Below are 17,316 nucleotides of genomic sequence, written 5' to 3' on the forward strand. Positions count from 1 at the left end.
ATAAGAAGAAAATAAAGCTTAGCTTTTCTTAGACTGAAAACCTTTTGAAAAAGAAAGAAATTCACATACTTTTTAAAAATATCAGCTCCATTTGAAAAACAATTCAAAAAAATAGTCCAAACAACTAATTATCAAGGTTTTGCTGATGAATAATTCAATAATACATCAATCTCAAAGGCGTTGAGAAAAGAAGTTTACGGACTAAAAAACTATTTTTTTGAAAGCTATCATATTATCAATATTACTTTTTTTACTACAGGTTTCTGAAGTATTATCTCAAGAAAATTCACTCAGATTTGAAAAGTTCACAATTGAAGATGGACTTACTCAGAGTACAATCAGATGTATTTTACAAGATAAGAAAGGCTTTTTATGGTTTGGTACTCAAGATGGTCTAAACAGATACGATGGTTACCAATTTGAACAATTTCACTTTGACCCTAATAAATTAAATTCTCTTTCAAATAACTTCATCCATTCATTATATGAAGATCACGAAGGAATTATTTGGATTGCTACCAGAAGCGGGGGGTTGAACAGATTTGATCCTTCTACTCAGAAATTTAGTAATTATCAGCATACAGATTCTAACCCTAGTACCATAGCATCAAATCACATTTCGTCAATATTTGAAGATGACAAACACAATCTTTGGATTGGTACAAATCAGGGATTGAGTTACTTTCAAAGAAATACTAAGAGCTTCACAAACTATCATTTTTCTTTTCCTGATTCCACAGATAAAGTTATTAGTGCAATAGCTCAAACTGACTCAGAATCAATTTGGTTGGCTACTTCAAATGGGATTATTCAATTTGACATTAGTAAAAGAAAAGTAGTTTCTCTAATAAATACTTTTGAAAACAAAGAAGGACAAATAGAATCTTTTTCAGCATATAGTTTTTTAAAAGAAGACGAAATTTTATGGGTTGGTACTAATCGAGGATTATTAGCTTTCGATAGTTTTAAAAATGAGGCTGAACTTTTCTGGCAACCAGTAAATAAAAACTTGCCTATAACTTCAATTGCAAAAGAAAAACGTAGTAACCTGTGGCTGGCAACTGCTGGTGAAGGAGCTTTCTGTTATGAATTGGGTAATAAACAGCTAAAACAATTCAAGCATGTTGATGAAAATGACAATACCCTCGCAGATGATTATATATATGATGTTTTTATAGATCATTCTGGAATTATCTGGTTGGGAACCTATAATGGAGTTAGCAAACACGATCCATCATTTCAGATTTTTCAAACAATCTCTCAGCATTATAGCGATTCTAATTCTTTGAGTGAAAATAATGTAAGAGGAATTGCTACTAGTAAAGACAGCCTATTATGGATTGCCACTCGCGGAGGTGGGATTAATATTTATAAAGCATCTAAACACATTGCATCATTAAGCAAAAACAAATGGTCTACACCTTCCATTTTAGACAGTCGCGTGGAAGGAATATATATCGACAATGAAGGAACTGTTTGGGCTGGCACGCAAAATGGGCTTAGTAAAATAAATTACCAGATAGATAAAGATGGTAATATTGATTTTTTAGTAAAAAACTATCGCACTCCATCAAACATCAATAATTATAACAGTGCAAACCACATCCACGAAATCTATGAAGATAGCAAAGGCCGTTTGTGGTTAGGTTCCACTCATGGCTTACTCAAGTTTGATAAAACCAAAGAACAATTTTCCATATATCAAGATAACAAAAATGATATTAAGGGTTTAAAGGGCAACTATGTAAGAGCTATTCTGGAAGATCAAAACGGATACCTTTGGGTAGGTACTTCAGAAGGATTAAACAGACTATATTTTGGTGAGAGTGGAATGTTAACTCCTGTTTTTGAACACTTTGTGCATGAAAACTGGAATGAAAACAGCCTGAGCTATAACTATGTAAGAACTCTCTATGAAGATAAAAGTGGCAATATATGGATTGGCACTGCAGGTGGAGGATTAAACAAATTAAGCATTAAAGAAACTAATGGAAATGAGACTTTCTCATTTACAAGATACTCGCAAAAAGACGGGCTACCTAACAATAGTATATATGGAGTACTAAGTGATAAAAATGATAATTTATGGATAAGTACCAATAGAGAGCTTTCTTGTTTCGATACAAACGCTGAGAAATTTAAAAACTATGGCATTAAAGATGGCCTCCAAAACAATGAGTTTAACCAAGGAGCTTACCATCAGGATAAGAGGGGAAATTTATATTTTGGAGGACTAAATGGCTTGAGCTACTTCCACCCCGATGACATTAAAGAAAATACTTACATTCCTCCTATTGTAATAACAGGTTTTAAACTGTTTAATCAAAGCCTGAGACCAGAAGAAACATTAAGCAGAAACAGACCATATCTAGTAAAAGATATTAGTGAAACCAGAGAAATACATTTGAAACACAATGAAAATGTGATTTCATTTGAATTTGCAGCATTAAATTTTAGACATCCAGAGCACAACCAATATGCATACAAACTAGAAAATTTTGATGCTGAATGGAATGAAATAGGTAGCAAAAGAGTAGCGACTTATACCAACTTACCAGCTGGTAAATACACATTAAAAATAAGAGCCTCTAATAACGACCATATCTGGAATAATGAAGGTACCTCATTGGATTTGATTGTAGAGCCACCATTTTGGGAGCAGCTCTGGTTTAGAACATTGGGGCTTATGTTATTATTTGGTGGCGCTTTTATCTCACATAGACTGAGAACTAAAAGGATTAAAGAAGAAAACTATAAACTTGAAAAACTGGTCGATTTACGAACAAAAGAGTTGTTACAAGAGAAACATAAAGTAGAGGAAGGTAAAAAAGTTCTTGAATTAAAAAACTATGAAATTGAGCTACAGAAAAAAGAGCTTGAACTGAGTCATAAAAAAATCACTGATAGCATAAGATACGCTGAGACTATCCAGCAATCTGTTTTACCAGAAACCAAACTACTAGATCAAGTTTTACAAGATTATTTTCTTTTCTATCAACCAAAAGATATTGTATCAGGAGATTTCTATTGGGTATCTAAAACCAAAAACCATGAATCTATAATTAAAATAATTGCAGTTATAGACTGTACAGGTCATGGTGTACCAGGTGGGTTTATGAGTATGGTTGGTCATGCTCTTTTACACGAAATTATTATTGAAAAGAAAATTACCGATCTGGTAAGAATTATGGAGCTGCTCAATTACGGCATTATAAAAGCCCTTAAACAAAAAGAATTAGGTAATAGAGACGGCATGGATATTTGCATGGTTGCTATTGAAGAATCTCCAAAGCAAGCACCTAAAATCACTTTTTGTGGAGCTAAAAGACCATTATATTATTATGACCTGCAAACGCATCAGTTAAATACCTTAAAAGGTAGCAGAAAATCTATTGGAGGCAGGCAGACTCAAAGCAAAAAGTATGAAGCTGAAAATGTACCATTGCCCGAAGGAGGCATTCTTTACCTATCTACTGATGGAATAGTTGATCAGCACAATAAAGAGAAAGAAAAACTTGGGTCTTTCAACCTTATAAATACTTTAGGAAAAATTGGCAACTACTCATTAACAGAACAAAAGGCAGCCATTAAAACCCTCCTACAAGAACATCAAAAAGATGTTGAACAAAGGGATGACATAACCTTATTGGCTATTAAAATTTAATTTTTCCTTAGTTTTTTTAATTTTGTTTCTCTAATAAATATATCGTGTAATTAAGCCACACATTTTACCATAATTTGTGTAGCAAATTACATATTACTTCAATTCGTGTTGATTTAAAGTTCTAAGTCTAAATTCCAAAGACTTCCTTTTTATTCGGCTAAGATTACCTTTCAGTTCGTGAATCTTGTTCTCTAGTCTCTCTAGTACTTCAAATACTGATTGATTTTGGTCATTCTCTTGTAATCTGTTCATACGATCTAGCATGTTCTAAAAATCGGTATCAAAAAAATTATTATAGCTGATTGGATATACTAATATCTATATAATTATTTTCAGCAAAAAGTACGCGAGAATGTCCTACTTCATTGTTTAGGATTGTTTACAATGTATTAATAGAATTTTTCCTTCATATTAAGATATCAAGAATTGCATTTATAACTACTTTTATAACACTGCTGATGAATAAATTAGGGATGAGTGATTACTTAAAAGTAAGTATAATTAACTTGTGTTTTCTCAAAAACCACAATAAAAAACAACTAATTGATTATCAATTAATTAAATCCAATAATTAATGATCAAAAATTAGCATTAATGCCAAAATTTAGATAAACTGTTTAAAAAAGACTAAAGAGAAAAACTCTTTTAATAGACATATTTATGATTAAACAATTAACTACAAATAATGCATATTGTACTTTTCCTTGATAAGGTCTATTTCACCCATTTACAAATAATTGCATTCATTAACATCTTCAAAATGCAGAAAAGTGAAAATTTGGAGAATTACATATTTTGATCTGTAAGTAAAGCTTTTAGCTTTTGAAGAGTTCTCTGGTTTGCAGGATAATTAATGGCGTTATAAATACTATTTTTTTCAGGAGTGGTCAGCCTCCAACTTAATGAAGCATACTCTTCATTAATAGCTTTACGCATTTCTGGAGGGCTAAGTTGATACTCAAATTCCAATAGCCAGAATTTTTTATCTAGCCACTCTTCTGCATATTCGATGTCATAGTCGTTTTCAACATCTTGCAGTAGTGTGAGGTTACCCATAACATGAGTAAATGGAGTAATTATGCTTTCAAAAAATGGTTTGTAATGATGAGATTGTATGCTATTTCCTTTTTGCGAGTCTCTAATAGAAACTAACACCACTCCCGATGTATTTTCATTAATCCATTCTCTAAATACATAAATGAACTGCAATGCATCGTCTATTCCGAAATTATCAAACAAACCAGCATCTACAATTTCCATTGGTGGTTCGCTGGGCAACACAATATTGGGTGTCACATATGGGAACGTGGCATTCATTCGCAAAGCTGTGAGAAACCTAATACTATCAGCCTCTTGTTTTTCAAAAAATCTGCTAAACTCTATTCCTCTTATTTGTGGTCTGCTGGTAGCTCCACCTAAACCTCTACACATATAAGAAACTCCCTGAGAGGAGACGAATAACCTTCGACTATCATTTACAATTGTAGGGCTTAAAATCATCAAAGGCATATCTGCTTTGCCTTCTGGCATCTTGTAATAAGAAAGAGATTTAGAAAGCAGATTATCTGTATCTCGTAGAATTTTTTGTTCTAGTGCGTATCCTCTGTCTTTATAATAGCTTTTGCCTCCCAACTTAAACTTCTGAAACCTGAAAAAGAAGTCACCAACCACCATGGTAAAAATCATGGGGTTGAGTTTATCTTTACTCATGTTGTCAAAATATAATTTATCATTTAGATCGATCGAATCTCCTAAAAACTTATTATAATATAATTCTCGGTAATACGCAGCACCAATTAATCCACCAGAGGAACCTGTCATTAGTGTGGTTTTATCCATGAGTTTTCCATTTAATGCACTATCAACTACTTGCAATGTTCTCATAGTCCAAGCCGCAGCTCTCTGCCCACCCCCACTCATGCATAAGATTACCATTTTAGGTTTCTCTTTGTTAGATTGTTTATTCTTCCAGCTTTCTAAAATAGTTTTAGTTGCTTTAATATCTTTCCAGATATTATTTGAATTAGGCAGCATACTTATTCTATGTCTGTTGTAAATAGCTCTTGTTTCATAAGACATTCCAAAGGCCTGATGATAAAGCTTTTGGGGCATGTATTCTGCAATTACCGAAACTATAATTACTGTAAAAAGAAAAATACCCAAAGCCCAGTCTTTTAGCCAATAATGAACTCCTCCGGTAAAAAGTAAAAGAATAGAAAACAGAATGAGTGTACTCGCAGCAGCCGGAATTTGCATAAAAGAAAAATCTCTAAGCAAACCTAAACTCAAGATAATTAATAAAGCTACTAGCTGAATAATTAAGGCATTTAACTGATTTTGATCAAACACCTTCATTATACTTTCCTTATTAGCGGGTATGTTGTTACTAACTTGTTTAAATGAAAATGGAAAATGAAAGTAAGAGGTAATTACCACCTTTTCTTTTTTAGACTTATTGATTTTATCCATCAGGTTTACCCTTTGCAAAGGACTCTTTCTTACCTTACTATCAACATTTTCTGCAATGTGTTTAAAAAGATTGATGTTAGTTGCTTTAAAGTAAAATACCGAAAACAAAATAGTAGATATTAAGCCAGACAAAAAGCCACTAACCAAAACTATAATCTCAAAAGTATTATGTAATTCTACCTCTAACTGGAAACAAACAATTTGCACAAGATAATAGATGGTAAAAACCAAAGGAATTATACTGTTATTCTCACAAAACTTAATAAAAGGAGCTCTTAAAGAAGCTAAAAACTTATATCTGTAAGCAAAAAGGATATAACAGGTTATGTGGTATGCCATTATAAATTTACCCCAAGCAAACCCCATAAAGAAGAAGCTGAAGAAATTGATTTTATCTAAATATTCTGGATCGAGAAACAGATATTTAACCCCTAATCCTCCACCTAGACTACCACTTACAAAGCCCCACAAAACTATCCAGTAGCTTAAAAGAAAAAGGTTTTTCTTTAATTGATAAATTAATAAATGGATAGGAAACGAAAAGATGATCCTATAAAAAAAATACTTCAACACAGTTAAAAAAATTGATTGGGAATTGTCTGTACATAACGCAGCTAGTCATAAAAAAATATGAATTATGGGTAAGAGAATTTAAGCTCTACCTTCACAAACTGGTTAGTTTAAATTTGATAATCAATCAATTACCTCATATACACAACAACTTTGAAATAAGATATGATCACTTCAAATAAAAAAAGCCACTCTATCGTGAGTAGCTTTTCATTTATGTTTTAGAGAATGTTATTTACTTTAATATCGCACGTGAAATTACTATTTTTTGAATCTCGCTAGTTCCTTCACCAATTGTGCACAGCTTACAATCTCTATAATATTTTTCAACCGGATAATCTTTTGTAAAGCCGTAACCTCCAAAAATCTGAACTGCCTCATTAGCCACCTTCACTGCTACTTCTGAAGCATAAAGTTTTGCCATAGCAGAATACTTGGTTACATATTCACCTTTATTTTTCATCTCAGCAGCTTGATAGGTAAGCAATCGGGCAGCTTCTACTTCTGTTGCCATTTCTGCCAGTTTAAATGAAATTCCCTGAAAAGAAGCTATTGGTTTATTAAACTGTTGTCTTTCTTTTGAATATTCAATTGAATGCTCCAAAGCTCCTTGAGCAATTCCTAGACTTAAAGCAGCAATAGAAATTCTACCTCCATCCAATATTTTCATGGCTTGTATAAACCCTTCTCCTACTTTACCTAAAATATTATCTTTATGCACCATGCAATTATCAAAAATGAGCTCTGTAGTTTCTGAAGAACGCATTCCAAGTTTATCTTCCTTTCTGCCAGAATAAAAACCCTGCGTGCCTTTTTCAATAACGAATGCAGTCATTCCATGAGAATCACCTTTTTCTCCAGTACGCACAATTACTACTGCTAAATTTCCACTTTTACCATGAGTAATAAAGTTTTTAGATCCATTCAAAATCCAGTAATCACCATCTTCTTTGGCAATGGTTCTCATATTTGCAGAATCTGAACCTGTATTTGGTTCTGTAAGTCCCCACGCTCCTATCCATTCACCTGATGCTAGTTTAGGTAACCAATTCTGTTTTTGTGTTTCACTTCCAAATTGTAAAATATGGTTTGTACATAAAGAGTTATGAGCAGCTAAAGATAATCCTACTCCAGGATCGTACTTTGCAAGCTCTGAGATTGCTGTTACATACTCGATATAACCAAAACCAGAACCGCCATATTCGGTAGGCACTAAAATACCCATAAGGCCTAGTTCACCAAGTTCTTTAAAAATGTTTATCGGGAAAACTTGTTCGTCATCCCATTCTTTGCGGTAAGGTTCAATATTGCGTTCTGCAAAATCTCTTACCATTTGTGACACCATCTCGTTAGTCTCTTTTGTTGTTGCTTCCATATTTATTTTATTAATTTTTGGTTGAAGGAACTCGCCTTCATATATACATTTAAGGTTAAGGATTTGTTCTGATTGCCACCAGTTTTCATAACATATAAAAATACAATTTTTAGTAATGATAAACTTGTATAATTTTTTGATCCTGAGTTAATTTATTTCAACGAATTATGTATTTCTTTATTAAACCTTATAGGCCCTACCTTTCCATTCCACCTCTCTGGAAAAAGTGTATGAAGAAATTAAAAGAAATGACAATGCTTGATGGTAAACATCAAATAATAAAACGTACTTTAATAATGGTATTTGATCCGTTTGTGTAATTATAAAAGATGTAAGTATAGTTACTAGCAAAAACCTACACACAAATAATGTAAGCGCCACTATTGGAAAGAAAAAAAGCATTAGTAAAACAAAAGGGAGAAATAATGCATCTAATACCAAAGCCCATTTCAAATACCATTTAATCTGCATTGCTCCATGCATCCACCTTTTTCTTTGTTTAAGTAATAATGGCAGACTTTCTACTGGTATGGTTATCCCTGCTGGCACTTTATAAAATGGATGGGCAAACGTCCAACCCTTATTAACCACTTGCTGAAATAATTCAAAATCTTCTGTAATCGAAAAAGGAATTTTTTCATATCCGCCAGTTTCCAAATAAGCTTCTTTACTGATAAGCATATTGTTACCTAAACTGGTTACAGGAATATTCAATTGAGCCATTAAATAAATTTGAGCTTGGGCATTTAACCAATCTATTGCCTGTAATGCAGAAAATATTGAATTACTTTTAGGTATTGTATACCCTGTTACAATCCCAACTCTTTTTTTTGCAAAATTCATCATACCCTCAATCCAGTTGATAGGCAAATGCATATCTGCATCTGTTACTAAAAAAAAGTCTCCGGTTGCAACTTCTGCCAGATGTGCCAACACATTGGCTTTACCTCTTGCCTCGCCTTTAAAACCATTTATATGAATGAGTTTAAAATTTGGTAGCGAATCAATAAAGGACTCAACAAGTTCCACGGTGTTATCGGTTGATTGGTCATTCCCAATTAATACTTCGAAACATTCTTTAGGATAATTTTGCGCTAGTAATGTTGATAAACAAGCAATAATATTCTCTTCTTCATCTCTTACTGCAACAAAAACGCTGACCAATGGAAACTTTTTTTCTTTCAAATCGACTAAATTGCAAGCAGGTTAAAAAATTAGTTGAATAAATTCTGAGGGTTAAAACTAGAAATTTTATTCAAAACTAAATCAAGTGAACAGACCTTAACAGAAGAATTATGTACGATTATAAAAAGCTTGAAAATTTTTGCAAAAATGTATTTATAAGTATTGGCTGTAGCGAAGAAGATGCTGCATTAGCTGCCGAAGTGCTTATTAGTGCAGATTTAAGAGGTGTAGATTCTCATGGCGTTGCCAGATTAATCGGTTATGTGAGATTGTGGGAAAAAGACAGAATAAATCCAAAGCCGAACATAAAAGTTATTCATGAAACACCCAGTACGGCTGTAGTAGATGCAGATAAAGCACTTGGCTTAGTAGCTGCCCCTAAAGTAATGGACATAGCAATGGAAAAGGCAGAAAAAGCCGGTACTTGCTGGATATCTGTAAAAAACTCTAACCACTTTGGTATTGCGGGCTACCATGCCATGAAAGCACTTTCTAAAGATATGATTGGTATGGCAATGACAAATGCAAGCCCCTTAGTTGCTCCTACTTTTTCAAAAGAAAGACTACTAGGGACAAATCCTATTGCGGTTGCCATTCCTTCTGGTAACGAAGCACCATTTGTAGCAGACTTTGCTACTACTACAGTTGCCAATGGTAAATTAGAAATTCTTCAAAGAAAAAACGAAAATGCACCAGAAGGCTGGGTTCAAGATAGAGATGGTGATCCAACAACCAATGCTTCTGCAGTAAAAGAAGGTGGCGCATTATTGCCTTTAGGTGGCGATAGAGTTCATGGTAGTCACAAAGGATATTGTTTGGGTTCTGTAGTTGATATTTTCTCGGCTGTACTTTCGGGTGCAGGTTATGGCCCTTGGGCTCCACCATTTGTGAGCTTCCTCCCATTACCAGAAAAACCAGTTGGTGAAGGATTAGGCCATTTCTTTGGAGTAATGAGAATTGATGCCTTTAGGCCTGCTAATGAATTTAAGCAGCATATGGATAATTGGATAAAACGCTTTAAATCTGCGGAAACAGTAGAAGGAGAAGAAAGAGTTTTAATTCCGGGAGAGCCAGAAACCGAAATGGAAAAAGAGCGAAAAGAGAAGGGAATTCCTTTATTGCCTCCTGTTATTAAGGATCTAAAGACCCTTGCCGACAAGTTTGGAATAAAAATTTAAAAAAAATAAAATATTTTTTACTGAAAGTTTGAATAATAAAAACAAGCTCATATATTTGCATTCGCTTTTCAAAAGCAGTTAAGCAAAGCCTCCTTAGCTCAGCTGGTAGAGCAACTGACTTGTAATCAGTAGGTCGGCGGTTCGATCCCGTCAGGGGGCTCATCTCCAAAGCACTTAAAGAAAATTCTTTAAGTGCTTTTTTTTATTTATCCCCCCCCTCATTCCTATCGATTTTACCTTTCAATAAAAACTTTACTTCTCTATCATTCTTTTCAGATCAAAAATTATTTGGTAATTTCGACCTGTGAATGACTATCTATTATTTGTCGACACGGAAACGTCCGGGTTGCCAAAAGACTGGGATAAACCCTATTCCGATAGAGATAACTGGCCATTTATCGTACAGATAGCTTGGTCTATTTACACAAAAGACGGAAAAGAGGTTAAATATGAAAATCATTTTATTGAAGACAAAGATTATGAAATCCTTGAGGCTTCTAGAGAAATTCATGGTATCACCCATGAGTTTCTGCAAAAACATGGAAAAGACAGGGGTAACGTAATGAAAATATTATTGGCTGACTTAAAGAAGTATCAGCCATTGGTGGTGAGTCATTTTATTCAACTTGACTTCCATATGCTAAGTGTAGGTTTTTACAGGGCTGGACTTGAAAACCCTTTATTGGTTTTGCCTAAGTTTTGCACTATGCAACTTACATATGGATTTGTTCACTATAATCATCATAAATTTTTACGATTAGGTGAACTTTACCAAAGGTTATTTAATTCGCCACTCGATAACCAACATAATGCATTGGCAGATGCCCAGGCCGTAGCCAAGTGCTTTTTTGAATTAAAAAGAAAAGGAGACATTACTGATAAAGTCATTCAAAATCAGAACAAACCAAAAGCTTGGAAGTTTAATATCTTCCAGAAAGAAGGTTTTGGCTTTGTAATTCTGATACTTTTTATACTTTCTCTTTATATCATCCACCTTCTATGAACGACCAATTAGAATTCCTGAAAACAGTAAAACCATTTGATGTATTGCCAGACGATGTTTTACTGGAAGTAATAGACCTACTTGAAGATGTATATTACTCAAAAGAAAAAGTAATATACCTTCAGGATGAATCTAAAATGAAGGGAATTGAAATTTTGGTTGACGGTGAGTTCGAAGCATTTTTTTACGACAGTGGTCAGAATAAAAGACTAATTGAAAAATATGGTAGAGGCTTTTGTTTTGGTGGCATATCTGTACTTTTAAATAAAAAAAAGTCTCTAAGAACTGTAATTGCTAAAAAAGGAACTCGTGTTCTTTTCCTCCACAGAAATCACTTTAAGGCGCTTTGCCAAGCTTACGAGGACTTCTTTCATTATTTTACTGCTGAATTTGGCAGACTGATGCTAAATGATGAATATGCCCATTTTGTAAAGCCAAATACAACTCGCGAAGAAAACTTTATTGCTTCTGATCAAATGTATTCTAGAAAAATAGAAACCATTGATCCACGAGAAGTTATCTCTTGCGATAGCCAAACTCCTATTTACGAAGTGGCTAGAATTATGGGCGAGCAAAAAATCAGTTGCTTGTTTGTAAAAGATCAAGAAGAAAAAATTATTGGTTTTGTAACTGATATTACCCTTAGAGATAAAGTAATAGCCAAGTTACTAGATATTAATTTGCCTATTCTTGAAGTAATAGACAACCCCATTGTTTCTATTGATGACCAAGCTTTTGTTTATGAGGCAATTTTATTAATGTTTCAAAATAAAATCAGATACTTATTAATAGAAAAAAATGGTGAAGTTAGTGGAGTAATAAGCAGGAATAGATTATTGAGTGAACAGGCACAGTCTCCATTTGTATTTATACAGTCGGTTAAACTTGCACTTACAGTAGATGAATTAAGGCAAAAGTGGCAGAAAGTACCTGAGATTGTTTTCCAGCTACTAAATAGAGGTGTAAAATCTGAGATTGTTAATCAAGTTATAACCACTGTTTCTGATGCCATAGCTTTTAAAGTAATTGAAACTGTGATAGAAGAAATGGGCGAACCACCTGCCAAATTTGTATTTATGGTTTTAGGTAGTGAAGGCAGACAGGAACAAACCCTTAAAACAGATCAAGATAATGCTATTATCTACGAAGACAAAGCAAATGAACACAGAGAAGAAGTAAGGGAATATTTCTTGAAATTTTCGGAGAAAGTATCTGGTCATTTAGATTACATAGGCTTTAGCTTTTGTACTGGCGGCTTTATGGCTAAAAATCCTAAGTGGACACATTCACTCTCTCACTGGAAAAGGAATTACGAAAGCTGGATGGATCAATCTTTACCAGAGACTGTAATGAACTTTTCTATTTTCTTTGATTGCAGATATATATATGGAGATGAAACAATTCTAGAAGAATTGAAAGATTTCCTTTATGAAAAGCTAGATAAACCTTTAGACAGGTTCTTCTATCATATGGCAAACATTGCTTTGCAGTTTGAACCACCTCTCACTTTTTTCAGAAACATTAGAACTTTTACACAAGGCTCTCAGCAGGTTTTTAACATTAAAAAAACCATGGCACCAATCGTAGACCTTGTTAGGGTTTATGCGCTAAAGAATAAGATTTTTAAAACGAATACAGGTGAACGCATTGAAGCTTTAAGAGAAATTGGGATTTTTACAGAAAAACAATTCCACGAATTAATGCAGGCTTATTATTATCTAATGGGTATGCGCCTCAAAAAACAAGCTACACAAATTAGAAATGATAAAGCAGAACCTAACAACTTCATAGACCCAAAAAGTCTCACCAAAATAGAACAGGTTACGCTAAAAGAGGTTTTTAAAGTTATTAAAGACTTTCAGTTGAAAATAAAAATAGAGTTTACTAACTCCATTTTCGGTTAAGCACACTCTAACATAAAAACAAAAAGCACTTAATTAGTAAGTGCTTTTTTTGGTTAGATACAAATCAAGTTTATAAAAATTACTTTGCAATTTGCATTAGGAACATATCAGTGCTTTATGTGTTGGTATCTGTTAAGATTAAGGCTGCATTGACTTTAATTGAACATTGTACTTTATATAATAATTAGCGTGAACTTCAATTAAACATAATTGACTTATAGCTATACTTTAGTTTTCTACTAAATATGCTCTCCCCATTTCACAAGAAGTTTTACTTTCCCAATTTTAATCTCGACTACATACTTCATGACATTACTTGAAAAAATCAGTTTTTGTAAATTCTGATTACCTGCTCTAGCTCGTGTGAATATACTCTTACAAACGAATCTTTTAATGAGGGTTGATTTTGATTTTTCATAGTTTAAAAAGTTTTAAAGGATTTTCTCAAAAGAGATATGTCAAATTTGAGAGTTATAATCGAGACTTTTCTTGCAGTTTCCCCTCATATATCAGCAATGTAACTTTTATAGAAAAATCAACAAATAAAAAAAAGCTTATCTAACAATAAGCTCTTTTTTAAATATGAAAAAAAAATGATTTTACATAAATTTATCAACAGTAGCATAAGCATCAATTACTGCCATATCACCTTCTTTTCCAGATTTTGAGTTGCCATGTTCCATTCCAAATATGCCATCAAATCCTTTTTCATGTACATGTTTAAAAATATTTTTATAGTTGATTTCTCCTGTAGTTGGCTCTTTTCTACCCGGATTATCACCTATTTGGAAATATCCGATTTCTTCCCAAGCCAAATCAATATTTGGAATAATATTGCCCTCTGTGATCTGCTGGTGGTATATATCGAACAAAATTTTACAAGATGGACTGTTTACAGCTCGACAAACTTCGTATCCCTGAGGTATTTTACTCAAAAACATTCCAGGATGATTAAAGAAATTAAGTGGCTCCAAAACCATTACTATTCCATGCGGTTCTAGAATATCGCAAGCTCTTCTTAAAGATTCTACCACATTAGCAGTTTGGTATCCCATTTCCTTTCTAAGATCTACATAACCTGGAACAACCGTAACCCATTTAGCATTAACTCGCTTTGCAACTTCTACAGAATCTTGTATATCTTTTAAAAATTCTTCTCTTTTATCTTTATCTCCGCTTGTAAGGTTTGGCTCATTCCAATAAATATTGTGTGCAACAAATACACCCATCTCCATTCCACTTGCGTCGAGCTGTTTTGCAATTTTTTCTTGAGTTGCTTTATCACGCCCCTTCATCCCATTGTCTTCTATCGCTTTAAAGCCCATATCGGCCATAAATTTTAACTGATCAAATAAATCTTCTCCTGCTGCATTTTTAAACATGCCAAAATGAGGCGCATATTTTAAGTTAAAACTATGCTTTACTCTTTTCGATGATTCTTTTGCTAGAATTGTTCCTCCTGAAATACCTGCTGTAACTGCTCCTAATGCACTGTTTCGTATAAAATTTCTTCTTTTCATGTTTACTAAACTTTTTTGTTCTTCTATAAATCTAGGAAAATTTATGATCACAGATTAACACCCTTACTTGAATAAGGGCAAATCCTGACCAAATGAGCGTAATTAATGGTTAAAAGAATCAGTTAAATATCTTCCAAAATCATTACAATAGCTATCATAGATGTGTTCAATGTTTAGAAAAAAGAATACTATCTGGTATTGATCAAAAAAAATCATTTGATTTGAATTGCTAAATTGGATAAAAACAACACAAATTATGAAAGCTGCAATTTTTGATACACTTGGACTTCCAGAAGATGTACTACAAATAAAAGACATTCCTCTACCTGAACCTGAAAAAGGGCAGATTAGAATTAAGATAACTTGTAGTAACATCAATCCTTCTGATATAATGTTTGTACAAGGTTTATATGGAATTAGACCTCAATTACCATCGGGAGCAGGTTTTGAAGGAGTTGGTATTGTTAATAAGTGTGGTACAAATGTTCAGTTAAAAGAAGGTATAAGAGTAAGTTTTACAGGCATTGGAAGTTGGGCTGAGTATATTATAGTAAATGTGAATGATGCTATTCCAGTACCTGATAGCATTCCAGACGAAGTTGCTTGCCAGCTTTTTGTAAACCCATTTGCAGCATTCTCTTTATTACATGAAGCTAACTTACAGGCTGGAGAATTTTTATTATTAACAGCTGGAGGATCTACATTTAGTCAGTTAGTTGTACAAATCGCAGCTCAAAAAGGCATTAAAACTATTTGTACTGTAAGAAAAGATATTCAAATTGAACAACTAAAAAAGCTAGGTGCATTTGCTGTAATCAATACAGAAACAGAAACTTTAGCAAAAAAAGTAATGGAGCTCACTGAGAACAAAGGAGTTTCTGTGTGTATGGATGCTGTTGGTGGAGAACTAGCTGGTAAAGCTTTGCAGAGTTTAAAAAGAGGAGGAAAAGTGCTTGTTTATGGCATGTTAAGTCTTAAAGAAAGTTTAATACACAATGGATTAATGATTTTTAAAAATCTAAAAATTGAAGGCTTCTGGTTATCTAGCTGGCTCAGAGAAGCAGATAAACAAACGATTCAATCTGTTGCTGCTGAAGTTATTCAAGCTTTCAGTTCGCAAACTTTAAAAATGCATGTTGAAAAACAATATACAATTGATGAAATTAAGGAAGCTGTTAAAACAGCAGATAGCCAAGGTAGAAAGGGCAAAATATTAATTTCTTTCAAATAGATAATAGATTAACAAAGCCTTTTCAAACAGTTTTACATTGGAATTTTCAGAAAATACAAAAAAATATTTCAAGCTTGCACTGAAGCTGTCTATTACTTCAGTTGCTCTGTATTTTGTATTCAGAAAGGTTGACTTTCAAGAAATAGTTAAGGTATTTACTACAGTACAACCGTGGTGGCTATTTCTTAGTTTTTTATCTTTCAACGTATCAAAAATAATTGCCTCGTTCCGTATAAAGCACTTCTATGAGGCCTGTGGAGTAAGCTTAAGCAGTCTTTATAATATTAAGCTACATTATCTTGGTATGTTTTATAATTTGTTTTTACCCGGTAGCATTGGAGGAGATGGTTATAAAGTTTATCTGCTTAAAAAAGACAATGATACAGTAAAAACAAAACATTTAATAAGCGGGACATTACTAGATCGCCTCAGTGGTTTAGCTATACTATTTTTGCTTACATGTGTATTTGTTTACCAAAGTGCCTTTTCAGAAGAAATTCCTTATTTGAATTTACTTTCTATAATTGGTGGCGTATTAGTTATTCCTGGCTTCTATATTTTTTGCAGAATACTTTTCCCTGTATTTAATGCTAAATTCTTGGTTACTCTACACCTTTCTGTATGGGTACAATTACTACAAGTTGCTTGTGCTTTAACCCTACTGTATTCATTAGGTATTTTTGAAAATCTAATGGATTACCTCACTCTGTTTGAGGTTTCGTCAGTTGTAGCAGTGCTTCCTTTTACAGCAGGAGGAGTTGGTGCTCGTGAACTTGTATTTCTTTATGGTACTCAATATTTAAATATTGAAGAAGCAAGTGCAGTTGCTTTTGCATTATTGTTCTTCGGAATTACAGCTGCTACCTCATTTATCGGATTGTTTTTCTCATATGATATTGATCGTATTAAGACCAAAGAAAGCAACTGATCTCTCCATCCATTCACCTGAAAAAACCGAATATTTATCGAAGTTAAAATCAAAAAAACTAAGGATTCTAAAGGTTTATCGAAAAAAATTATAGGTATATCGAAGCTTTATAAAAACTAGATTTAGTCTCTATATATTTGTATCATATCGGAATGGGAAAACTACCCATTTTGATTTAAGTAGGATATTTTAAGGATTATTTGGTTTAATTGTTAAAGCTAAGAGCTCACTCCGATTCGGGGTGAGTTCTTTTTTTATACCCATTTTTATATTTTTTTAACTTATTATC

11 protein-coding genes and 1 tRNA gene are annotated in these 17,316 nt (G+C 33.2%); 7 read left to right on the forward strand and 5 right to left on the reverse strand.

Annotated elements, in window-relative coordinates:
• Positions 1-217 precede the first annotated feature (217 nt).
• Complete coding sequence (locus tag OQ292_RS06485) at positions 218-3,664, forward strand: two-component regulator propeller domain-containing protein (RefSeq protein ID WP_284685239.1); 3,447 nt, start codon at positions 218-220, stop codon at positions 3,662-3,664.
• A 93-nt stretch (positions 3,665-3,757) separates the two neighbouring features.
• Here OQ292_RS06485 and OQ292_RS06490 read toward each other — a convergent pair whose 3' ends face one another.
• The 4 genes from OQ292_RS06490 to OQ292_RS06505 form a co-directional block, all read right to left on the reverse strand.
• Positions 3,758-3,916, reverse strand: a complete 159-nt coding sequence (locus tag OQ292_RS06490) for a hypothetical protein (RefSeq protein ID WP_284685240.1) — start codon at positions 3,914-3,916, stop codon at positions 3,758-3,760.
• Between the two features lie 534 nt (positions 3,917-4,450).
• Entirely contained in the window at positions 4,451-6,604 is a 2,154-nt protein-coding gene (locus tag OQ292_RS06495; protein ID WP_284685241.1) for a patatin-like phospholipase family protein, read from the reverse strand.
• Positions 6,605-6,938: 334 nt separating this feature from the next.
• Positions 6,939-8,078, reverse strand: a complete 1,140-nt coding sequence (locus OQ292_RS06500; RefSeq protein WP_284685242.1) for an acyl-CoA dehydrogenase family protein — start codon at positions 8,076-8,078, stop codon at positions 6,939-6,941.
• A gap of 180 nt (positions 8,079-8,258) precedes the next feature.
• A complete protein-coding gene (locus OQ292_RS06505; protein ID WP_284685243.1) occupies positions 8,259-9,263 on the reverse strand; it encodes a glycosyltransferase in 1,005 nt (334 codons plus the stop codon).
• Between the two features lie 110 nt (positions 9,264-9,373).
• On the opposite strand from OQ292_RS06505, the gene OQ292_RS06510 reads away from it, so the two are divergent.
• The 4 genes from OQ292_RS06510 (at position 9,374) to OQ292_RS06525 (ending at position 13,348) form a co-directional block, all read left to right on the forward strand.
• Positions 9,374-10,441 (forward strand): Ldh family oxidoreductase, encoded by a 1,068-nt coding sequence (locus tag OQ292_RS06510; RefSeq protein WP_284685244.1) that lies wholly within the window; start codon positions 9,374-9,376, stop codon positions 10,439-10,441.
• Positions 10,442-10,528: 87 nt separating this feature from the next.
• Positions 10,529-10,601: transfer RNA gene (locus OQ292_RS06515), tRNA-Thr, on the forward strand.
• A gap of 144 nt (positions 10,602-10,745) precedes the next feature.
• Complete coding sequence (locus OQ292_RS06520) at positions 10,746-11,444, forward strand: 3'-5' exonuclease (RefSeq protein ID WP_284685245.1); 699 nt, start codon at positions 10,746-10,748, stop codon at positions 11,442-11,444.
• A complete protein-coding gene (locus OQ292_RS06525) occupies positions 11,441-13,348 on the forward strand; it encodes a DUF294 nucleotidyltransferase-like domain-containing protein (protein WP_284685246.1) in 1,908 nt (635 codons plus the stop codon). Before OQ292_RS06520 ends, OQ292_RS06525 begins: the two co-directional genes overlap by 4 nt.
• Before the next feature lie 599 nt (positions 13,349-13,947).
• On the opposite strand, the gene OQ292_RS06530 is transcribed toward OQ292_RS06525, so the two are convergent.
• The gene (locus tag OQ292_RS06530) at positions 13,948-14,868 is read right to left on the reverse strand and encodes a hydroxypyruvate isomerase family protein (protein WP_284685247.1); all 921 of its coding nucleotides are present in this window, start codon (positions 14,866-14,868) and stop codon (positions 13,948-13,950) included.
• Positions 14,869-15,124: 256 nt separating this feature from the next.
• Between OQ292_RS06530 and OQ292_RS06535 the strand changes: the two genes are divergently transcribed.
• Together OQ292_RS06535 and OQ292_RS06540 are read left to right on the forward strand one after the other, a co-directional pair.
• On the forward strand, positions 15,125-16,099 hold the full coding sequence (locus tag OQ292_RS06535) for a zinc-dependent alcohol dehydrogenase family protein (protein WP_284685248.1): 975 nt from the start codon (positions 15,125-15,127) through the stop codon (positions 16,097-16,099).
• A 37-nt stretch (positions 16,100-16,136) separates the two neighbouring features.
• Positions 16,137-17,027 carry a lysylphosphatidylglycerol synthase transmembrane domain-containing protein gene (locus tag OQ292_RS06540; protein ID WP_284685249.1) on the forward strand — a complete coding sequence of 297 codons (891 nt, stop codon included), beginning with the start codon at positions 16,137-16,139 and terminating at the stop codon, positions 17,025-17,027.
• Positions 17,028-17,316: the final 289 nt, after the last annotated feature.

The organism is Chondrinema litorale, from assembly GCF_026250525.1.
Lineage (GTDB): Bacteria > Bacteroidota > Bacteroidia > Cytophagales > Flammeovirgaceae > Chondrinema > Chondrinema litorale.